Genomic DNA, 19,873 nt, shown 5'->3' on the forward strand with positions numbered 1-19,873 from the left:
GCAGGGTGTAAAGGTAAGCCCGCAGGACAGCATTTGATCAGATATGAAGAAATGCTGCACGTCCCTTTTTCTCCCGGCCATGCAGCATTCTCCTCGTTTGACCGGCCTTTTAAGCCTGTCATAAGTTATTTTGTTATTTTAAAAGAACTCTTTAAAGAAACGATCCGGTTGAATACCAGATGATCTTCCCTGCTGTCCTTGCAGTCAACGCAGAAAAATCCGTTTCTCACAAACTGGAAGCTGTCATAAGCCTTTGTGCCTGCGAAGCTGGGCTCCACATAGCAATTCTTTAAGATTGTCAAGGAATTTGGATTTAAGTTTAAGCTGCCGTCTTCATTCAGCTTTCCCTTTTCTTCATCCACGATGTTTTCATACAAACGGCATTCCGCCTGTACTGCAGTGGAGGAAGCTACCCAGTGGATGGTTCCCTTCACCTTTCTGCCTTCAAAGCCGGAACCGCTTTTTGTCTCCGGATCATAGGTACAATGTACCACCGTCACATTGCCTTCAGCATCCTTTTCACAGCCGGTACAGGTGACAAAATAAGCATTCATCAGGCGGACCTCATTGCCTGGAAAAAGGCGGAAATATTTCTTAATCGGCTCTTCCATAAAGTCTTCCCGTTCAATGTAAAGCTCTTTTCCAAAAGGAACCTTTCTTTCTCCCAATTCAGGATTTTCCAGGTTGTTTGCAACATCCAGATATTCTATCGTGTCCTCCGGGTAATTGTCAATGACCAGCTTAACGGGATCCAGGATCGCCATCATTCTGGGTCTTTTCAGCTTTAAATCTTCCCGGATGCAGTATTCCAGCATAGCATAATCCACGGAGCTGTTGGCCTTTGACACACCTACCAGGTCCACAAACATGCGGAGGGATTCCGGTGTATAGCCTCTTCTTCTTAAAGCTGCAATGGATACCAGACGAGGGTCATCCCAGCCGTCAACAATGCCGTCCTCTACCAGCTTCTTGATATAGCGTTTTCCAGTGATCACATTGGTCAGATACAGCTTTGCAAATTCGATCTGGCGGGGAGGATTTGCAAATTCACACTCCTTGACCACCCAGTCGTAAAGAGGCCTGTGGTCCTCAAATTCCAGAGTACAGATGGAATGGGTGATGCACTCGATGGCATCCTCAATGGGGTGAGCGAAATCATACATGGGATAAATGCACCACTGATCGCCGGTGTTATGATGAGACATGCGGGCCACCCGGTAAATGACCGGATCACGCATGTTGATGTTGGGAGACGCCATATCGATCTTGGCGCGGAGCACTCTTTCCCCATCCTGATACCTGCCTTCCTTCATCTCTTCAAACAGCTTTAAGTTTTCTTCCACGCTGCGGTTCCGGTAGGGGCTTTCTTTTCCCGGAGTCTTAAAATCTCCCCGGTATTCCCTGATCTCTTCCGCAGTCAGATCGCAGACAAATGCTTTTCCCTTCTTTATTAAAAGGATGGCACAATCATACATTTCCTGAAAATAATTGGAAGCAAAGAAAAGGCGGTCCTCAAAATCAGCTCCCAGCCACTTCACATCCTCTATGATTGATTCCACAAATTCTGTCTTCTCTTTTGTCGGATTAGTATCGTCAAAACGGAGGTTGAATTTTCCACCATACTTCTGAGCCAGGCCATAGTTAAGTAAAATCGATTTTGCATGTCCGATATGCAGATAACCGTTAGGCTCCGGCGGAAACCTGGTCTGCACGTGATCATAAACACCTTCTGCAAGATCCTTATCTATCTCCTGTTCAATAAAGTTTTTAGAAACCACGTCTTCTTTGTTTTCTTCCATCTCTCTTCCTCCATGTCAGTAATTCCAATAATACACTATCATACCATACTTCATAGATTTAGGAAAGGGGGAAATACAGCAAAGAAGCGGGTCTTTGCCCTGTCTTTTCATCATTTTCTTGCGGTTTTCTCCCAGGTTGTCCGGTTCTCCTCGTACTGCTTATTGATCCAGTCCACCACTTCTTCCCGCCCTTCTTCTGTAAAAGGAAAGGATGTTCTTGTTTTATTCTCCTCAGGAGTCGCCTCATAGCAATACGGTTCCGGGTATACCACGGCAGAAAATTCCTCCTCTTCCTTTTTCACCCGGTAGCGCATCCCTTTCATGCTCCCGGTGTAGGCTTCCTTTTTGAAAAACTGCATGGGCACAAAAGTATCTTTATTAAGCATTTTATTTTCCTCCTTAATCTTACTGCGCTGATATATCAAACCCTATATCAGGATCCTGCCATTGTCAAGATCATCCTTTGTTTTCAGAAAAAACAAACGGCTGCCGCCCCAGCTTACATTGCCAGCCGGGGCAGCAGCCAAAAGCTTTGCTCCTATATGTTCCTGCCGGTACACTGCTACTTTACGCCTGGCCCGGTTTTCTTCTTGTCTGAAGACCCGGAAACTCCAGGTCCGATCTCACCCTCTGTGGATGGAGCGCTTGTTGTGGTCTCTGTCTCCGGTTCCCTGGTTGCAGGAGGGGCTGCAGTCGTGGGGGGAGCCGTGGTTGACGGAGCCGCAGTCGGTGTTTCCGTAGGATTTGCAGCCGTGGTCGGCTCTGTGGCTGGCTTTGTTTCTCCTGGCTTTGAAGTTCCGTTAGAGGCCGTTTTGGATTCTGTTCCAGGCAAATGATAGCAGAGAACCGGTACTCCTGCCGCAATATTCTCAAACATGGTTTTTGCCACAGCAGGAGGCAGATTGACACAGCCATGAGAGCCGCCGGTCTTATAGATGGCACCTCCGAAACTGCTGCGCCATGTGGCATCATGAAAGCCGATGTTTCCGTTAAATGGCATCCAGAAAGATACGGGAGTTCTGTAATCTTCTCCTTTTAAGGTGGCATCCTTCTGCTTATAGGAGAGGGAAAACACACCTGCAGGAGTGGACCAGCCCTTTGATTCATTGCCGGATACGAAATCAGAATCCACTACAAGCTTTCCGTCTTTATAAAAATACAAATGCTGGGCCGTTAAGTTCACCTCCACATAAGTACTGCCGTAATCGTTACCCCCGCGGCTGGCAGCCTTTTGTTTGTAGACAGGCTCCCTTACCTGGCTCTCTCCGGAACGGATCAGCGCTGCCAGCTCATCCGCCTCTGCACTTTGGTCGATTTTCCAGCCATAGCTGCCTCCCGTGATCTTTACGGTCTGCCCGTAAGAGGTTTTTAAGTTCTTGGCTTTCGTAGACGTATCATACTGGGAAGCCAGTTCCTTCACATATGCGGTGACAGAAGAACTGTTTAAATAAACCTTGCCATCTTCTCCGATTCCGATCCACTTGGAAATCGTATCACCGTTTAAAACCTTTTTCTCATCTCCAAACTTGTATGTAATGGTAACATTGGCATATTTGTTCAATGCCTGCACCTGTTCAATCAGCTGGGGATCGTCAGCCGGGATCTGAGGCTTTACGTATGCCCCAAGCTCTTCCAGAGAAACCTCCGGCTTTAAGCCCATAACAGCCTCGGACAGCCCTTTCCTCACCATTTCCGGATCCAGCTGGTTTCCTTCCTTTGCGGCCACTATTGTGTAGCCCTGTCCTGATACATAATCGGACAAGTATGCGTTCTCAGGCTTCTCCACAAGCTCATCCTTTAAACACGTTAAACCGGAAACAGCCGATTCAAATTTGTCCTTGTCATACTGAATCATGGTCCCTATATCGAATTCCTGGGGCGTTTTTACATGCTTCATCCATTCATGAGTTTTCTGGCCTTCCAGAATCTTTTCAAGACTTCCGTCAAAAACCGACTCAAGGCCTATGTCCTTTCCCTTTATCTCCTCTGTGTTTCCTCCCCTCTCCCTGATTGACAGCACATAACCATCAATTCCGGAAGCAATGGACTTTTTTACTTCTTCTACGGATTTCTTAGATGCATCCATTCCATTGATCGTGGTGTTGGGGAAAAACACCTTCTCATACTGTCTGCCTATCTGAAGATAGGCCAAGGCAGCAATCAGCGCCGCTGCAGCTACAGTCCCGCTTCCAATTGCTGCCCAGCCTTTTAATCCCAGTGGCTTTTTCTTTCTGCTGCGCGGTTTCACGTTTTCCATTAATTTCCTACCTCTTTACAAGCCTTTTCGTTCAGCATTTATTATACATGAAAAACGCGAAATTTGTCTAAATTTTTACGGTATATTTTTTGACATTTTTATTACGATTTCCTCTATCCTTCCTGGCCTTCAGGATGCAAAGGGATTTCCGCCCCGGAGCTTTAAGAAAATTCCGGACTTTTATGCAGGCAAAATATTTCATAATGCCCACCCCGCCTTCATAAGATACAATTAAGAATGATGAAAAGGATCCTTTTATGGCACGCTATTCTCCCATCTACGGTATAGTAACTTCCGTAAATCCTTTAATGACTGCCTCCGGCGACACCAGCTGCTCCATGATCATTTCCATAATGAGCGAGAGCATAGGACAGACCAATTTCATTGTCACCCCAAGGACCTATGTCCTTGGCCAGCATACCTTTAACACCGGTGATTCCATCATTGCCATTTATGATACAAAGGCGCCTGTGCCCCTTATTTATCCGCCTCAGTTCACGGCAGTGATCCTGGCGGAAAACAGTGACGGGTATGAGGCTGTTTTTGATTATTTTGACGAAGACTTAATGAATTCTTCCCAGACACTGAAGCTGAACATTTCCAATGACAGCGAGACAGCGATCCTCCTATCCAACGGCCAGAACTTCTTTTACACTCCCGGCGGCCATTTTCTGCTTGTGCTTTACATGTTCACCACCCGGAGCATTCCGGCCATCACCACTCCTCAGACCGTCGTGGTCTTCTGTGCTCCCGAAAAAACCTAGAAAAGGTCCGCAAGGCAGATTTCCCCGTCAGAGCACGGCTGCCTCACCAGCCATACATGCTGCAACTGCAGAAAGCGGGCATCCATAACGGAACGGTTTTGGATTCATAGGAAATGATGCCCTGTGAATCCAAAAAACACCTGGGTTAAAAGGAATCCTTCTGTAAGCCAGGCGTTTTCTGTCTGCAGGCAAAGGCCAAAAGCCTAAGAACTACCTGCCTGTTATTTTCATATCTTCTGCCGTCATAAATGCTCCCTCATAACCCAGGAATTCACACAGTCTGGTGGCATGGGGCTGTTCCAGTCTGGCCTTAGATAAGCTTTCTTTCTCATAAAAGACCTTTTCCCCTGGTCCGTCTGAAAGTATCTTTCCATGGGCCATGATAATGACCCGGTCAAAGTATTCCGCCACAAAATCCATGTCATGAAGAATGGCAAGCACAAATTTCCCCTTTTCGCTTAAGGTGCGGACAATCCTTCCCAGAACGGCACGGCCTTTTGCATCCTGGGCAATGGTCGGTTCATCTAGAATCAGCACTTTGGTGTCCATGGCCACCACAGAGGCAATGGCTACCATTTTCCGTTCCGATAAATCCAGATCATAGGGATTTTCCTCCGCGGCCCCCATAAGCCCCACCATCTCAAGGGCTTCCTCCGCTCGCTTTTGTGCCTCTCCACGGCTCATACCTAAGTTTAAAGGCCCCACCATGACCTCCTCCAGCACCCGGTTCTTAAATATCTGGTCATCCGGGTTCTGGAACACATACCCTACCTTTCCGGCCAGCTGCGCTACGGTCCTTTTGGATATGTCCTCGTCTTCAAAGAAAATACACCCTGCATCAGGCTTTAAAAGTCCTTTTAACAGTTTGACCAAAGTGGTCTTTCCTGCTCCGTTCTGGCCGATGATGGCGGTTGGCTTTGCATCAAGACAAAGATCTAAGTGCCGGATCACCGGAGTATCAGGCTGGTAATGAAACCCAAGGTCAAGGATCCGGAACACTTCCCCAGCCTGTCCCTCTTCCTTTTCATCAGCAGAATTCCTGCCCGTAAGCCCTGGCGGAAATTGTTCCCTTAAATCTTCCATTTGCTCAAGAGTGACCGGATAGAGCCTGTCCTCTCCTTCTTTCCTGCATACTCCAAGAGCTTTGCACACCTGGGTATACACAGGCGGTTTCACGCCAAGCTCCTCTAAATCATCCCTTGAAAAAATCCGTTCCGGAGTATCAAAGGACACCTGTTTTCCTTTGTGAAGGAGAAGAATCTTATGGCAGTAGGAAGCCAGCTTCTCCATTTTCTGCTCCACCATAATAATGGTTATGCCTGTTCTGGCCAGCTTTTCAACCACCCGGAACACTTCTTCGCTTCCCTGTGGGTCCAGCTGGGAGGTAGGCTCATCCAGCACAATGACTTCAGGCTCCATGGCAAGGATGCTGGCGATAGCCACCCGCTGGGTCTGCCCGCCGGATAAATCAAAGGGATTTCTGTCCTTATACTCCTCAATATCCAAAAGTTTTAAATTTTCTTCCACCCTCTTAAATATCTCTTCCCTTGGGATTCCCAGATTCTGAAGTCCAAAGGCGATTTCCTCAAAAACCGTATCCTTTGCCCCGGAAAGCTGGTTAAAGGGGTTCTGGAACACCAGCCCCACCTTCTGGCACAGTCCGGCAATGGGAGTCTTTGCCGCCTCGGCTCCGTCAATGAGGAGCTTTCCGCCGTAAGCTCCCCGGAACATGGTGGGCACCAGACCGGCAAAGGCCTGACACAAGGTGCTTTTTCCGGCCTTGTTCTCGCCAACTATCCCGATAAACTGACCCTTTTCCACTTCAAAATCAATTCCGTCAAGAGCCAGGCTTTCTGTATGGGGATACCGGTATTTTAAATTTTTCACTTCGATCAAAGCCATACAAGCACCCTCCATACAATAGAACTTACAATGAGCAGGGCCATAAATGACATGAGCACCTTGTCCCTGCCATTTAGCCTGTGTTCCCTTAGAAATGTTTTTTTATTCCTGGAATCAAATCCCCGCACCTCCAGGGCAATGGCCCTTTCCCTGGTGTTGATCAGGGAGCTGCTGACCACAGGAGAGATCAGGGGGATAAATGCCCTGGCTCTCACAAGCAAACTGCCTTCTGTTTCCAGCCCCCGGCTTCTCTGGGCATCCATGATGGTATTCATGGTTCCCATCATCTGGGGGATGATCTGAAAAACAGAACTGATCATATATCCGAACCTGGGAGAAAAGCCTGCCTGTTCCATGGTCTCCACCAGTTGTGCAGGTTTGGTGGTCAGCACAAAGGTAGCAAAGGCCAGAAGCATGTTTAAAATATTAAGCCCGATCCTGGCCGCATAAAGAAGTCCTTCCTGATAAAAGACAAGGGGGCCCAGATGAAACAAAACCTTCTGGTTTTCCTGGTTAAAAAGGCCGTGTATCAAGAAAATGGTGATAATGATGGTAAAAGAAAACGCGATCAACGGAAAAACCTTCTGAATGATTTTCCCGCTGACCAAAAGGCATAAGCTAAGGACCAGGAACAGGACATACATCCACAGCGCACCTCCGATCAGAGGTGCGCTGACGGCGGCCAGGATATAAAACATCTTGGCAAAGGGATGGAGCCTGGTCAGGAAGGTATCTTTATCCACGTAAAGACTGATACTTTTCATATATTTCTGCCTTTCCTGCTTTAATCCAGACTCATTACTTCATCATCCAGTTCGTAAAGGGAAGTGAGTTTCTTTGGAAGACCTTTTATGATTGCATACACGATCAAAAGGGTGATCAGCTTATCAGGCACATCCACGATAACCTCGTCAAGGAAGGAACCAAGGGCAACGGGAAGCCCGGAAGCCTGTGACCAGGCAAAGACAGCATCTCCCCAGATGTTTCCGGTGGTCCCGCCCCAGAAGATGATGTTTAAAGGCGTGGAGATCACAACAGCCGTAAGTCCTGCCACACAAGCGGTGAGAATGGCTCCTGAAAGCTTTTCCATGTATCCGATCCTTGCCATGATTCCTACGGCAACGCCGATTCCCAAGCTGGTTAATGCATAGACCAGAGTAATGGAATCACCGGTAGTAAAGCCGTAAATCAAGTTGTTGGCAGCTCCGCAGATTCCGCCGATCACAGGCCCGCCCAGAATACCTCCGATGCAGGTGCCGATGGAATCCAGCCAAAGAGGCAGCTTTAAAACAGACGCAAACAGCTTTCCTAAATAGTTAATGCCAATGCAGGCCGGAATCAGCACAAAGCAGGCCGCGTTCAATTTGGTTTTGAATAAATTTTTCATCTCATTTTCCTCCATTCATGTTTTTCTTTCAACCCTGATCCAGCCGGACAAAGGCCTCCAAAGCCGTCAGGATCTCCAAATGCTCTCCCCTCATCATGGCGGACTCTCCGCCCGTATAGCTGTTGATGTTGTCTTCTATGGGTTCCTCATGCTCAACCACAACATTTAAAATGGAGGCGGTTTTCACTCCCCGCAGTCCGCCCGCCACAAATAACGCCGCGGTTTCCATATCAGAGCCCATCACTCCTTTTCCTGCCCAATAAGCACAGACTTCTTTTTCCTCATCAATGTAAAAGCTGTCGTGGCTTCTGGCAATACCCACATGAACTCTTGCGCCTAATTCTCCGGCACTTTTCATGCAGGATAACAAAAGCTCCGTATCCGGTACGGCCGGATAGATGGAGTCCACATAAGAGGACGAGGCTCCATCGTCACGGACGGCCCCATTTACCAGAATCAAATCCCCAAGACGGATCCCCTTTTGAAGTGCTCCGCAGCTTCCGATCCGGATCATGGCCTTCACTCCGATTCTCGCCAGTTCCTCCACTGCAATGGCAGCGGACGCTCCTCCGATCCCTGTGGATACTGCCATGACAGGAACTCCCCTGTATTTTCCCTTAAGACTTCGGAATTCCCTGTTATAAGCCAGTTCCTCCACATCCGTGAGGCAGGATGCGATCCGATCGAGACGTTTCGGATCTCCCGGCAGCAGTCCATAGGGAACGGCCTGTTCCTCCGACAGCTTGATATGAGGCATGATCTCAGCCATAGATATCATCTCCTTTCACCCTTTCTATGTCCTGAATGTAGCACAAAGAGGCCACCCTGTCAATAATTGCCAGAAACTGATTCCTGATTGCAGGACATCTTTCCCCCATAGTTTTCCCACCGGCCGCATTGACTTATCATGTATTCGTGATAAAATGGACGAAAGAGATTTGCAAGGAGGTTTCCCATGGTCACACTTCATCTGGATGACGCTGTTATCAAAAGCTTGAGCAGCAATGAGCTGAACATCCTGAAATATGTCTATGAACACACGGAAGAGGTTCTGGATATGAGCATACAGTCACTGGCTTCCCAAACAGCCTATTCCTCCGCCACCATCCTGCGTTTCTGTAAGAAGCTTGGGTATTCCGGCTTTGCGGAGTTCAAATATGCCCTGCGGGCTGAAGGAAGAAAGGAAAACCCCCAGCCTCCGTCTTCAAAGGCCCAGGATTTTACCACCCGGATCATGATCGACAGCCTGTGCTCCAATGTGGAAGGGACCTCCAATCTTATATCCGAGGACCAGCTCAGCCATGCCTTCCGGTATTTTGACAGCGACTGTCCCATTTACTTATGGGCTCCCGGAGGGATCACTTCCATTCTGAGCGACTATTTTGAAAAGCTTCTGTTCTCCATCGGACGCCAGAATGTGTATAAGATCGAATCCGGAAAAATGGGAGAGCACATTTTGAGCAATATTCATACGAAGTCCCTGCTGATCTTAATCAGCACCACCGGCGATTTCGGCCCCACCGTTCGCCTTGGTAAAATCGCCCGGATGAACAATGTCCCCATTCTCTCCATCACCCCATATACCAACAATGCAGTTGCCAATCTGGCCACAGTCAACTTCCGCTTCTTCACCGACCAGCGTGAAAACAGGGGAGCAGAATTCACCTCCAGGCTTCCGGTATTTTATGTGATCAACGTGATCATACGCAGTTATCTGCACTACAAGCTGTCCGGCAGGGAACAGGCGGAGCAGGGAGGAAACCATGATTCCTTTATTTGAAAAAGCACATCAGCTTACGCTTACGGATACGGAAGAAGAGATCCTTAAGTATTTTGAATCCAATCTTCCCTCAGCTGTTTATGCCAATTTAAACGATTTAAGCGCCGGCTTATATACTTCCAACGCCACCATTGTCCGTTTCTGCCAGAAGCTTGGGTTAAAGGGCTATAATGAATTCAAGTACCAGGTGCGCAAGGAATTAAAGCAGCTTCATCCCCAGACCTTCCGTGCAGACGACTTAATCCACCACTCCCTCGCCTTATTTAAGGACAATTTAGAGCAGGTGGATGAAGAAAAGCTGGAAGAGATCGCAGGGCTTTTGACCAGCGACCGGCCCATCTATATCTACGGCTCCAATTTAAGCTCCCTGGCGGCCAAATACCTTCAGACCGTTTTAACCACCCTTGACTATCCCTGCATTCTGATCGAGTGGCAGCGCCTGTTGAATGGGCTTATACACGAGATCAGCAGCAATGCCGTCCTTTTCATCATCACGGCCCATGGAGATGCCAGGCGTTATCTCTCCGTATTCCGAAAGGCAAAGGCCCGGGGCGCCATCACGGTCCTGCTCACCTGCGAAAAGGACAGCCCTCTGATCCCCTACAGCACCATCGCTCTCTGCACCAATGACCGGAATGAGGAATACCGCCATGTAGACATCAATCCAAGGCTTGGAATCTTTACCATTGTCCAGATCCTCATTGAGCTGGCTGCCAGGATCAAACAGAATCCCCAGACAGATGGAGGCGGCTCCTCCGCTCTGCCTTAACCTAAACAAAGAAGCTGCCTGACCATGACTTGCACGGTCAGACAGCTTTTGGTTTTAATATTTTAATACTTCCCTCACATTTGATGCGATCCCTTCAACCTTTGGCCCATAAATCACCTGAATGTGAATATCGCTGGAGCGGACAAAACCCATTGCTCCTGTTTTCTTTAAAAGCTCTTCATTCACCAGTCCCATATCCTTTATATCCACACGGAGTCTGGTCAGACAGTTGTTCACCGCTGAGATATTGTCCTGTCCTCCAAGCCCTTCTATGATCCTGAATGCCAGCGCATGCTGCTTGTCCTCCATGGTGCTTTCCTGAATGTCTGTCTCTGGTTCTTCGTCAGATACATCAACGGAAAGCTGCTTTTTCGTCAGATAACTTTTGAATACGTAATAGTAGATCAGGGAGAAGAAGGGTCCCGTGATGATCACCCAGTACCACCGGGATCCCGGCTGGAACACGCCCCAGATCAGGAAATCGATCAGGCCGCCGCCTGTGTTTCCGATAACCACCTTAAATGCTGCCATGAGCATAAAGGACAGACCTCCCATAACCGCATGGAACAAAAACAGCGGAGGTGCAATGAACATAAATGAGAATTCCAAAGGTTCCGTAATTCCGGATACAATACTGGCTGCAACGCCTGCGATCATAAGGGCCTTTACCCTGTTCTTCTTCTCAGGAGGAGAAGTCTTATAAATGGCCAAAGCCGCTGCCGGAAGGCCGAACATCATCATGGGCATCTTGCCCTGCCCTAAAAATACCGTAAACGGCCTAAGCTCTGAAATGTCTACCTTGTCCACAAACTGTAAGAAAATATTCAGACACCCTTCCACGCCTTCATAAGTCCCTCCGATGGAGGTGGTGCGGAAAATGCCGTTTAAAACATGGTGCAGTCCGGTGGGGATCAGCAGACGCTCCAGGAATCCATAGCCGAATACTCCGGCCAGCCCTGTTGCAGATATCAGTCCTCCCATGCCGTCAATGACCATGGATACGGGTGACCATATGATAGGTGCTGACAGACCCACGACCGCCATGGCCATAATGACCACAATGGCCACAAAACGCTTGCCTCCGTAAAAGGAGATGGCCACTGGAAAGGTGACTTTATGATACCGGTTATGAAGTGAGGCAGTTATGATACCGGAAAGTATACCTGCTACAGCACCCATATCCAATGTCTCTACGCCCAGAATGGTGGATATCTTCAAGGCTCCGAAATTCATAAAGCCGGAATTGATCATACATGACGATGCCACCAAAAATGTATAATACCCGATAAAGCCTGCAAATGCCGCTATTTCCTTTTCTTCTTTTGCCAGACCAAAGGAAATGGAAATGGAAAACAGCACCGGAATCAATGTAAATACAACACTTGATACCTTATTTAAAGTAAAAATAATGAAATAGACAAGCCCCTGCTGCAAAAACGGAGCTGCCGCCTGTACCTGCGCCTTCATGAGCGCGGAAGTCAACCCCAGAACAATTCCACATGCGGCCAAAGCTGCAATTGGCATCAGCAAACTGCGCCCCAAAGCCGAGAAAAAGTCCATGACCCTGTTTTTCTTCATGATAATATCCTCTCCCGCCGCAGGCACCCTTTCCCTGCGGCGTTACATCTTATTTTCTTATGATTTCCCGGGGGAGCATATTTCATATCACTCCCCCCAATTCCTTTTTGCCGTATCCCCTTATTTTAACTCCGGCCACATGCCTTTATTAGCCTCGATCAAGGCATCCAGCACTTTTCTGGCCTTCTTTGCATCATTGATCAGCCTGTTAAGGGTAAATGCCTCCAGAGCTTTCTGATAAGAGTTCTCAAAATACGCATCTACGATCAGCTTTTCACAGGATACCTGGTTTACCAGAAGTCCCAGATAAAACTGTGGAATATTTCCCACTCTCATGGGGCGGGGGCCATTTGCTCCAAGCTCGCACACCACCTCTACCATGGCATCATTCTGCATATTGGCAATGGCTCCGTTGTTTTCAATGATCATGATATGCCTGTCATTTTTATTGTGGGCAATGGATTCCGCAACCTTGATCATCATTTCCGCATGGGCATCAGAAATTTCATCGAACTTATCTCCCAGCTTTCCTTCCCTGATCACCTCTGCACACTCACCGAATACCCTCCTTTCTCTTCCTGCCATGACCTCATCGGCACGTGTAAATTCAGGATTCAGATGGCTGGCCTTGTATTCCGGATACAGGTAATACTGGTCATAGGTGTTAGGCAGGAAATCCGGAAAATCTTCCATGAGCGTCTTTACCATTCCGTAAGTGTCCAGCCAGGATTTGTCCCTTTGCTCCGCATCCTGGGGAAGGAAGCCGTTCTGGGCAACCATTTCCCTGATCTTTGGAAGCAGGTCTTCTCCTGTATGAACGTCATACATATGAGTAAACCAGCCATAGTGATTCAGTCCGAAGTAAACCGGATCCAAATCCTCCCAGCTGCATTTTAAAAGCCTGCTGCAGGAGCGGACCACGTTTTCCGGCTGGTCACAGATGTTTAAGATCTTCTTGTCCTCCGGGAATTCCCTGCGGAGCGCTTCCGCAACGATAGCAGCAGGGTTGGAGTAATTTAAGATCCATGCCTCCGGCGCATAGGTCCGGATATCGTGTACGGCCTTGATCATATCCACACAGGACCGAAGGCCATAGGCCATACCGCCTGCCCCGCAGGTTTCCTGCCCCACCAGCCCCATGCTTAAGGGAATGTGCTCATCCTTTGCGCGCATGGACAGCCCTCCGGCACGCATCTGCATGAATATAAAATCCATCCCCTCATAGGCTTCCCTGATATCGGTGGTATAAGAGAAATCCAGCTCCGGAAACCTCTCCTTAAAGAGAATCTCACCATACTTTCCAATAGGCTCCTGGCGGTCCCCGTCAATGTCAAAGAGCACCAGCTTCTTTAAGGGAAACTCCTCTCTCAGCCTGACAAATGACTTTAAGAATCCAAGTGTAAAGGTGCTTCCGCCTCCAACGATACATACATGAAACGTTCTCATTGCTTTTCTCCTTTTCAACGTTTTGGTTGTCCTTTTCTGATGGCCTTATGATACTTTATTTTATTTAACATGTAAATAGTTTCGTCCACATAAGGATACCATGCCATATTTTAATATTTATTACTCTTGTAGTAATATTTTTCATTGTCTTAAAAACGTTTTTTCTTCAAATGCAGTGGCATACAAAACAGCCAAATAACAGTTGACTTTACCCCTGGGGCAAAGCTTATACTTGATCCAGGGGGGTATATGAAAAAGCAACATAAATTTATATATTATATCAGGAGGCAGCTCGTGCTATCAATAGGAGAATTTTCAAAAATATGTGAAGTATCGGCAAAAACACTTCGTTATTATGCTGAAATAGGATTGATCATACCAAGCGAAGTAAATCCTGAAAACGGGTATCGATATTATTCCATTGAACAGCTAAAAAACATGCTGTTCATCAACCGGTTAAAATCACAGCATTTTTCACTGGAAGAAATCAAGTCCATCATGGAGACAGAGGAAGCAGACAGGGATCGTATGCTTTATTCCTCTTTGAGTAAAAAGAAACGTGATCTTCAGGATCGTGCTGCTTCTTTAGAGGCTGCATTGCAAATGGTCCATAATGATATGTCATGTCTGGAAAACGGAAATTCCGTGATGTCATATCTTGATGCGATTGATGTGGAACTTGCCGACGTACAGTCCATGAACATTCTTTCTATCCGCAAAGTGTTAAGCATAGAAGAATGTTCAAAGGGATATGTGGGATTTTTTAGTAAGCTCTTTGAAAAAATTGCTGCTGAAAACCTTACTATAACGGGAATTCCCATGACAATGTACCATAATCCGGAATATAACCCCATGGAATATGATATTGAATTTGCTGTCCCTGTTAAAGAATTTGTAACCGGAACAAGGGATTTTAAAGCCGGTCTGTGCGTAAAGTCCGTAATAAGAGGAGAATTTTCAGAATTAACGTCTGTCCATGCCAGACAACGTGAATGGGCAGAATCAGAAGGATATGAATTTATTAAACCGCCCTTTGAAATATACAGGAAAAGCCCGGAAAACCGGGAAGAGCGCTCCTCACCGGAAGACAGCATCACCGAGTTTTATTATCCTGTTAAGAAAAAATAAGTGCAGGGAAAACCTGTCCATTTGAAAGGAAAATATTTATGAAAGTTAATGTGGAAAATATTACGGCCCAACCGATTGTTTACATGCGTCAGACCGGACCATACGGCGGAGCACAGAATTTTCAGCTCATGGAAAACATGAAACAATGGATACGCAATCACAACCTGTGGAATGATACCGGTATCATATATGGAATCCCACGGGATAATGCCGCAGTCACTCCTCTCGGACAATGCCGATATGATGTCTGCTTTGTTTCTGAAATCAAGTTCCGGGATAACTGGATCCATCACGGTACATTGCCGTCCGGTATGTATCTTGTCTTTGAAGTTTTACATACTGTTAACGAGGTAACACTTTTCTGGGAAACAATCAGTGAGATTATGGCACAGGAAAAACAGCAGATTGATGAAAGCCGTCCGGTCTTGGAACGATATAAAACTGAGCTGGTTGAAAAAGGATTTTGTGAGTTTTGTGTACCAATTCTTTGATAGGGGCAAGCGATATTTCGGCAGAAAGTTGATATAGTTATTTACTCCTGTGATAAAGCTGCACAACAGAGCGGAATATATCAATATTCAGCATTAAAAAAACTTATAAAAAGCACTTGACTCCAACCTCAGGTCAGACCTTATAGTTGCTTTTGGGAGGTGAAATTGCATGTCATACACAGTACACGAAGTGGCAGATATATCTGGTGTAACAATAAAGACCTTATATCATTATCAGAAGATCGGGCTGCTTATGCCGGAAAGTATTGCAGAAAATGGATACAGGTACTATGGCGACAAGGAGCTTGAACAGCTCCAGCAAATCCTGTTTTACCGTGAACTTGATTTTCCCCTGAAAAAAATCAAAGCTGTCATGCAAAACGGCCCCTCCCGCCTGCGGTGCTTATGTGAGCAAAAAACTTTGTTGATGGCGCGCCGGCAAAGGATCAGCAGCATGTTGCATACGCTTGAAGAAACAATCATCTGTGCGGAGAAAGGAGCTAATATGAGTAAAGAAAAGATGTTTGCAGGTCTGAACAAACAAGAATGGGAGGCTGCATTAGAACCACAGAACGAGTATCTGAATGAAAATTACGGTTATACCATTGACACCGGTGTCATCGATCCGGAAGCAATGAATGAAAAGGCTGATGAAGCCTCAGAGTTTATGAATTTCATGGCAGATGCCATTAGAAAGGGTGTCAGTGTCAATGCCGATGAGGTTCAATCTGCCATCAAAAAGCATATTCAGTTTATGCGGCAAGATATGGACATTGATGCACAAGGTTTTGCTGCCCAATCGAAATTTTTAATGACGGATGAGTTTCACCGGCAAATGCTCGAAAAACAGCAGACCGGTTTAAGCTATTATATTTGTTTTGCGGCTGAAAGCTACGCTGCAAAATAAAACACTCAAAGAAACAATCGTCTCCGGGACTGCAAAAAATGTGGTCCCGGAGACGATTTCATGTCCTCATGTCCGAATCAATGGGAAATTCTCAATCCGCTTTGATGCATAATTAGGAGAAATATAAAACAAGCTTAATTTTCTGCATTCTCCTGTTGCTCCACATAAAACTGGTAGCGCTCTTCATAGGATATCTCCCGAACAATCTGGTTAATTGTCCAAGTGTAGCCGAAAGGGTCTGTGATTTCTGCATATTTTGTACCCATGAACTCGGATACCTCCTGCCCCACAACAGCACCATTCTCCACAGCTCTTTTTAAAACTGCTTCCGTGTCATCCACGATCAACTGAAGCCATATGGAGTCAATTTCACCTTTCTTCGGGGGATAACAGCTATAAGATGCATTCTCATCGATGAGCCGTAATTCAACGTCACCTACGATAACATTTGCCTCATTTACACCCTTTTTGTCCGGAAAGTGAAATACATCGCCCCGTTTGGCATCAAACACCTTTTCGTAAAATTCCATTGCCTCCATTGCATTGACTACAACCATATTCAATGTTAATTTACTGCCCATATTTTTTGCGCTCCTTTTCGTAATGACATGGATAACAGATGATTCCAGTCTATCTGCGTGCTATATGAATCCTGCACATCAGCTATGAATAAAACTTCACCAGCCGATCCTCCAGTTGATCCAGAACCAGCGGCCATGCCTGTTCATGCTTGTCCCTTGATTCTTCATCAGAAAACCCTGCATGATTTAACCGTAATACTGTCTCTCTCTCAGCTTCTTTTAATTCCACGGTAACAACCGTTTCAGCACCTTTGGTTCCGTCAGCTCCCGTCAGCCATGTTAGTTCAACCAGCTGGTCAGGCACAAGTCTGAGAAAACGTCCATAATGAGGATGACGGCTCCCTTCAAAGGCTGTTTCAAAATAAAAAGCAGTATTGACTTCTCCTTTAAATTTAATTGTTCATTTTACATATGTGTATTATACAACTATTACAAAGAAATATATAGCCGTAATTACACCGCATTTTCTTCGGCTTTGCCCCTCGGATTTCTCCTTTATATTATCATATTGGAGAGCCCGCTGACAGATCAGGCCGTTTGTACGTTTACATGGGTATCTTTATACAAAACCGGTATTGCAGCCGCTATCAGGACCATACCCATAAAGGCAGGTGCTGCATGACCAAGTGATACGTAAATCTGCCCTCCAATGACAGGACCAATGATCCTTGCCAAAGCCTGAATCGACTGGCTGCCTCCCTGGATCCGTCCTTGTTCACTGGGATCGGCTGACTTGGAAACCATTCCATTGAATGAAGGACCAAAAATCGAATCACCAAAGCCAAAGATAAACATACCGGCAATCAGAAGGGGATAGAATGAAACCAAAGCCGACGCTGCAATAAAACTGTAGCCTATAATCTCTGAAACCATACCAAGAATTGCGATCTGTGCATCACTGAGCTTTATTAAAAGTCTTGGCATTATGAGCCCTTGCGAAACGATGTCCTGTATGCCCATAATGGAATACATGAGCCCGATGACCGCAGGCTGCCAATTGAAAGTATCCACCGTAAATTGTGAAAAAACTGCCTGTAAAGATCCGTTGGGTATCCAAAGCAAGAACGCTGAGACAAGCAGCCTTTTTAAATTCTTTATGGAAAGGACATTTATAAGCTGCGTAAATGGATTCAGTCTTACAAGGGTGATCTCTTTCAATCTGTTATTCTTATGAAGGCTTTCAGGCATATACAAGATTCCAAAAGCAACATTTAATAATGTGATGACTGCACCAAAATACATTGGTACAGAATAACCGAACCTGGCAAGTAATCCCCCCACAGTCGGGCCGATGACAACGCCTGCACCTGAAAACGCACTTACCCAGCCAAAATATTTGACTCGCTGGTCTCTTGGTGTGATGTCTGCAAAATAGGCGAAGATAGTGCTTATGCTCCCGCCTGTTATTCCTTCTATTATGCGCCCGGCAAACAGAATCCACAGAGCTCCTCCAATGCCAAAAATCGTGTACCCGATTGCAGAACCCAGGAGGCATACTAAGAGCAAAGGACGTCTGCCATATTTGTCGCTCAAAGCTCCAAGTCCGGGGGCTGCAAAAAACACGCAGACTGCATAAACAGAGGTCAGCATCGTAACAACTATGGCCTGCTCTCCGGGGCTGCTTGTATAAGGCTGGACTAAGTATGGAACAACAGGTGATATGATACTGAAGCCTATTCCGCAAAGAAACACAGACATAAGACCGAAGATTAATGCCTTTTTATCTACGGTTTGTTCTGCGCTCTGTTCCTTGTGTGATCTAAATCTAAACATTTAATACTCCTCTCAAAAATCATATTTTTGTTTCCTAGGAAACATATTTATCATATCTCAGTTTTGTTTCCTTGTCAACAAAATGTTAAAAAATAAAAATGCAGCCCATTCTCAATAGAGTTGGGCTGCCTGTGATATCATATCCATTATTCAAATTTGTTCCGGTTTACATCGATCCCCCGCTTCTTTATCTCTTCATCCAGATGCCTGTTATATCTTTCCACCAGCTTAAGCATACAGTCAAATTGTTCCTCTGTCACCTGTTCAAATACGGCTTTATCCCTATCTTGAAATTCTTTATGCAATTCCTCATGAATATTATAAACTTCTTTTCCTTGGTCAGTGAGCCTAAAATAGATTTCTTTCTTGTTATCCGGCTTTTGATAGCTTTCGATAATCCCTTTTTTTATAAGTTTTTTGGTCATTTTGCTTATGGCACCGTTGGTCATATAAAAGGACTCCGCAAGTTTTGTCACGTTGGGATCTGCATTTTTTCCAATATATTGGATGCAATGTACTTCAGAGGGCTTATACTCCTTAAGCCTGTCTTCCATCTTAGATTTATTTAGCCAGGCCATCTTGTTAAATACGTCTCTGAACCCCATCATGATCTGTTCTTCCTTATTCATAGCCAGTCCTCCTACCTGTTGGTGCATTAACAATATTATATTAAATTTTTGTTTCTATTTCAACGATATTCATATATTCTTTCAGGAATTAAGACGGATTGCCGGCAACCGGCATTTATTCCCGGAATACAACTTTAAATTCCTCGCACACAACCAACATATTTTTTTCAAATGATTTACCGGCTTCTGACATACAGGTACTGAAAAAATCTTCGTGTACTCTTGCCCAATAACTGAGGGAACGGTCGCCTTCCCCTTCCTTATAGGCATGTTCTTTGCTCACCTGGTTAAACGGAACAACATAAACTTTTGTTGTTTGTATCATACAGACTGCCTCATCCTTTGAATCAAGGATCACACTGTAACTTCCGGCTTCAGGCAGCGGCTCATTTTTCAATTCGTAAAGCGGATAAGCGGAAGCTGTTCCAGTCTTGATTCCATCTAATACCAATTGAGCCAGTCCATCCGGATCGCCTCCAAAAGCCCATGCCTCATATTTTACATCTTGTAAATGTTCTTTACTCATAAATAATTTCCACATCTCTTGATCTGTCATAGGTTTACTCCTGTCAAGCGGATATTTGCAATCTGCTTCACTATTTGATTCGGTTAAAATAGTTTCTTTTCAGACATACATTCTGGTTGACTGACCGGATATATTTAAATAATCGCTTTATGCTGG

General features: G+C 45.9%; 21 protein-coding genes. 6 read left to right on the plus strand and 15 right to left on the minus strand.

What is annotated here, in order from left to right:
• Positions 1 to 125 precede the first annotated feature (125 nt).
• The 4 genes from K401_RS0102145 to K401_RS0102160 form a co-directional block, all read right to left on the minus strand.
• Positions 126 to 1,799, minus strand: coding sequence for a glutamine--tRNA ligase/YqeY domain fusion protein (locus K401_RS0102145; protein ID WP_024291427.1), 1,674 nt, complete (start codon positions 1,797 to 1,799; stop codon positions 126 to 128).
• Between the two features lie 110 nt (positions 1,800 to 1,909).
• Positions 1,910 to 2,185 carry a hypothetical protein gene (locus tag K401_RS0102150; RefSeq protein WP_024291428.1) on the minus strand — a complete coding sequence of 92 codons (276 nt, stop codon included), beginning with the start codon at positions 2,183 to 2,185 and terminating at the stop codon, positions 1,910 to 1,912.
• Positions 2,186 to 2,227: 42 nt separating this feature from the next.
• The gene (locus tag K401_RS33820) at positions 2,228 to 2,359 is read right to left on the minus strand and encodes a hypothetical protein (RefSeq protein ID WP_278246351.1); all 132 of its coding nucleotides are present in this window, start codon (positions 2,357 to 2,359) and stop codon (positions 2,228 to 2,230) included.
• Between the two features lie 2 nt (positions 2,360 to 2,361).
• Entirely contained in the window at positions 2,362 to 4,056 is a 1,695-nt protein-coding gene (locus tag K401_RS0102160) for a L,D-transpeptidase family protein (protein WP_024291429.1), read from the minus strand.
• Between the two features lie 257 nt (positions 4,057 to 4,313).
• Between K401_RS0102160 and K401_RS0102170 the strand changes: the two genes are divergently transcribed.
• On the plus strand, positions 4,314 to 4,820 hold the full coding sequence (locus K401_RS0102170; RefSeq protein WP_024291430.1) for a hypothetical protein: 507 nt from the start codon (positions 4,314 to 4,316) through the stop codon (positions 4,818 to 4,820).
• Positions 4,821 to 5,030: 210 nt separating this feature from the next.
• Here the strand turns inward: K401_RS0102170 and K401_RS0102175 are convergent, their stop codons facing one another.
• Genes K401_RS0102175 through K401_RS0102190 form a run of 4 tightly spaced genes read right to left on the minus strand, consistent with a single transcriptional unit; the run spans position 5,031 to position 8,878 of the window.
• The gene (locus K401_RS0102175) at positions 5,031 to 6,722 is read right to left on the minus strand and encodes an ABC transporter ATP-binding protein (RefSeq protein ID WP_024291431.1); all 1,692 of its coding nucleotides are present in this window, start codon (positions 6,720 to 6,722) and stop codon (positions 5,031 to 5,033) included.
• Positions 6,713 to 7,486 carry an energy-coupling factor transporter transmembrane component T family protein gene (locus K401_RS0102180; RefSeq protein ID WP_024291432.1) on the minus strand — a complete coding sequence of 258 codons (774 nt, stop codon included), beginning with the start codon at positions 7,484 to 7,486 and terminating at the stop codon, positions 6,713 to 6,715. Before K401_RS0102180 ends, K401_RS0102175 begins: the two co-directional genes overlap by 10 nt.
• A 20-nt stretch (positions 7,487 to 7,506) precedes the next feature.
• A complete protein-coding gene (locus tag K401_RS0102185) occupies positions 7,507 to 8,109 on the minus strand; it encodes an ECF transporter S component (protein ID WP_027352212.1) in 603 nt (200 codons plus the stop codon).
• A 28-nt stretch (positions 8,110 to 8,137) separates the two neighbouring features.
• Positions 8,138 to 8,878 carry a nucleoside phosphorylase gene (locus tag K401_RS0102190; protein WP_024291434.1) on the minus strand — a complete coding sequence of 247 codons (741 nt, stop codon included), beginning with the start codon at positions 8,876 to 8,878 and terminating at the stop codon, positions 8,138 to 8,140.
• Between the two features lie 186 nt (positions 8,879 to 9,064).
• Here K401_RS0102190 and K401_RS0102200 point away from each other — a divergent pair, with 186 nt between their 5' ends.
• Both K401_RS0102200 and K401_RS0102205 read left to right on the plus strand, forming a co-directional pair.
• On the plus strand, positions 9,065 to 9,889 hold the full coding sequence (locus K401_RS0102200; RefSeq protein ID WP_024291435.1) for a MurR/RpiR family transcriptional regulator: 825 nt from the start codon (positions 9,065 to 9,067) through the stop codon (positions 9,887 to 9,889).
• Positions 9,873 to 10,658, plus strand: a complete 786-nt coding sequence (locus K401_RS0102205) for a MurR/RpiR family transcriptional regulator (RefSeq protein WP_024291436.1) — start codon at positions 9,873 to 9,875, stop codon at positions 10,656 to 10,658. Before K401_RS0102200 ends, K401_RS0102205 begins: the two co-directional genes overlap by 17 nt.
• 54 nt (positions 10,659 to 10,712) lie before the next feature.
• Here K401_RS0102205 and K401_RS0102210 read toward each other — a convergent pair whose 3' ends face one another.
• Positions 10,713 to 12,236, minus strand: coding sequence for a PTS transporter subunit EIIC (locus K401_RS0102210; RefSeq protein ID WP_029695336.1), 1,524 nt, complete (start codon positions 12,234 to 12,236; stop codon positions 10,713 to 10,715).
• Positions 12,237 to 12,356: 120 nt separating this feature from the next.
• Positions 12,357 to 13,682, minus strand: coding sequence for a 6-phospho-alpha-glucosidase (locus K401_RS0102215; protein ID WP_024291438.1), 1,326 nt, complete (start codon positions 13,680 to 13,682; stop codon positions 12,357 to 12,359).
• Positions 13,683 to 13,976: 294 nt separating this feature from the next.
• Here K401_RS0102215 and K401_RS0102220 point away from each other — a divergent pair, with 294 nt between their 5' ends.
• From K401_RS0102220 to K401_RS0102230, 3 genes are all read left to right on the plus strand, one after another.
• The gene (locus K401_RS0102220) at positions 13,977 to 14,810 is read left to right on the plus strand and encodes a MerR family transcriptional regulator (protein ID WP_024291439.1); all 834 of its coding nucleotides are present in this window, start codon (positions 13,977 to 13,979) and stop codon (positions 14,808 to 14,810) included.
• Between the two features lie 38 nt (positions 14,811 to 14,848).
• Positions 14,849 to 15,301 (plus strand): GyrI-like domain-containing protein, encoded by a 453-nt coding sequence (locus K401_RS0102225; RefSeq protein WP_024291440.1) that lies wholly within the window; start codon positions 14,849 to 14,851, stop codon positions 15,299 to 15,301.
• 169 nt (positions 15,302 to 15,470) lie between these two features.
• Positions 15,471 to 16,208 carry a MerR family transcriptional regulator gene (locus K401_RS0102230; protein ID WP_024291441.1) on the plus strand — a complete coding sequence of 246 codons (738 nt, stop codon included), beginning with the start codon at positions 15,471 to 15,473 and terminating at the stop codon, positions 16,206 to 16,208.
• A 134-nt stretch (positions 16,209 to 16,342) separates the two neighbouring features.
• Here K401_RS0102230 and K401_RS0102235 read toward each other — a convergent pair whose 3' ends face one another.
• From K401_RS0102235 to K401_RS0102255, 5 genes are all read right to left on the minus strand, one after another.
• Positions 16,343 to 16,789, minus strand: coding sequence for a VOC family protein (locus K401_RS0102235; protein WP_024291442.1), 447 nt, complete (start codon positions 16,787 to 16,789; stop codon positions 16,343 to 16,345).
• Between the two features lie 82 nt (positions 16,790 to 16,871).
• Complete coding sequence (locus K401_RS0102240; RefSeq protein WP_084492768.1) at positions 16,872 to 17,186, minus strand: SRPBCC family protein; 315 nt, start codon at positions 17,184 to 17,186, stop codon at positions 16,872 to 16,874.
• Between the two features lie 131 nt (positions 17,187 to 17,317).
• Positions 17,318 to 18,562 (minus strand): MFS transporter, encoded by a 1,245-nt coding sequence (locus K401_RS0102245; protein ID WP_024291444.1) that lies wholly within the window; start codon positions 18,560 to 18,562, stop codon positions 17,318 to 17,320.
• Between the two features lie 146 nt (positions 18,563 to 18,708).
• Positions 18,709 to 19,191: a MarR family transcriptional regulator gene (locus K401_RS0102250; RefSeq protein ID WP_024291445.1), complete on the minus strand. Its 483-nt coding sequence runs from the start codon at positions 19,189 to 19,191 to the stop codon at positions 18,709 to 18,711.
• Positions 19,192 to 19,306: 115 nt separating this feature from the next.
• A complete protein-coding gene (locus K401_RS0102255) occupies positions 19,307 to 19,747 on the minus strand; it encodes an ASCH domain-containing protein (protein WP_024291446.1) in 441 nt (146 codons plus the stop codon).
• Positions 19,748 to 19,873 lie beyond the last annotated feature (126 nt).

The sequence above is a fragment of the Lacrimispora indolis DSM 755 genome (assembly GCF_000526995.1).
Taxonomy (GTDB): domain Bacteria; phylum Bacillota; class Clostridia; order Lachnospirales; family Lachnospiraceae; genus Lacrimispora; species Lacrimispora indolis.

Coding starts and splice junctions, on each gene's coding strand:
- K401_RS0102145 (WP_024291427.1), bottom strand. CDS start 1,799: ATGGAAGAAAACAAAGAAGACGTGGTTTCTAAAAACTTTATTGAACAG.
- K401_RS0102150 (WP_024291428.1), bottom strand. CDS start 2,185: ATGCTTAATAAAGATACTTTTGTGCCCATGCAGTTTTTCAAAAAGGAA.
- K401_RS0102160 (WP_024291429.1), bottom strand. CDS start 4,056: ATGGAAAACGTGAAACCGCGCAGCAGAAAGAAAAAGCCACTGGGATTA.
- K401_RS0102170 (WP_024291430.1), top strand. CDS start 4,314: ATGGCACGCTATTCTCCCATCTACGGTATAGTAACTTCCGTAAATCCT.
- K401_RS0102175 (WP_024291431.1), bottom strand. CDS start 6,722: ATGGCTTTGATCGAAGTGAAAAATTTAAAATACCGGTATCCCCATACA.
- K401_RS0102180 (WP_024291432.1), bottom strand. CDS start 7,486: ATGAAAAGTATCAGTCTTTACGTGGATAAAGATACCTTCCTGACCAGG.
- K401_RS0102185 (WP_027352212.1), bottom strand. CDS start 8,109: ATGAAAAATTTATTCAAAACCAAATTGAACGCGGCCTGCTTTGTGCTG.
- K401_RS0102190 (WP_024291434.1), bottom strand. CDS start 8,878: ATGGCTGAGATCATGCCTCATATCAAGCTGTCGGAGGAACAGGCCGTT.
- K401_RS0102200 (WP_024291435.1), top strand. CDS start 9,065: ATGGTCACACTTCATCTGGATGACGCTGTTATCAAAAGCTTGAGCAGC.
- K401_RS0102205 (WP_024291436.1), top strand. CDS start 9,873: ATGATTCCTTTATTTGAAAAAGCACATCAGCTTACGCTTACGGATACG.
- K401_RS0102210 (WP_029695336.1), bottom strand. CDS start 12,236: ATGAAGAAAAACAGGGTCATGGACTTTTTCTCGGCTTTGGGGCGCAGT.
- K401_RS0102215 (WP_024291438.1), bottom strand. CDS start 13,682: ATGAGAACGTTTCATGTATGTATCGTTGGAGGCGGAAGCACCTTTACA.
- K401_RS0102225 (WP_024291440.1), top strand. CDS start 14,849: ATGAAAGTTAATGTGGAAAATATTACGGCCCAACCGATTGTTTACATG.
- K401_RS0102230 (WP_024291441.1), top strand. CDS start 15,471: ATGTCATACACAGTACACGAAGTGGCAGATATATCTGGTGTAACAATA.
- K401_RS0102235 (WP_024291442.1), bottom strand. CDS start 16,789: ATGGGCAGTAAATTAACATTGAATATGGTTGTAGTCAATGCAATGGAG.
- K401_RS0102245 (WP_024291444.1), bottom strand. CDS start 18,562: ATGTTTAGATTTAGATCACACAAGGAACAGAGCGCAGAACAAACCGTA.
- K401_RS0102250 (WP_024291445.1), bottom strand. CDS start 19,191: ATGAATAAGGAAGAACAGATCATGATGGGGTTCAGAGACGTATTTAAC.
- K401_RS0102255 (WP_024291446.1), bottom strand. CDS start 19,747: ATGACAGATCAAGAGATGTGGAAATTATTTATGAGTAAAGAACATTTA.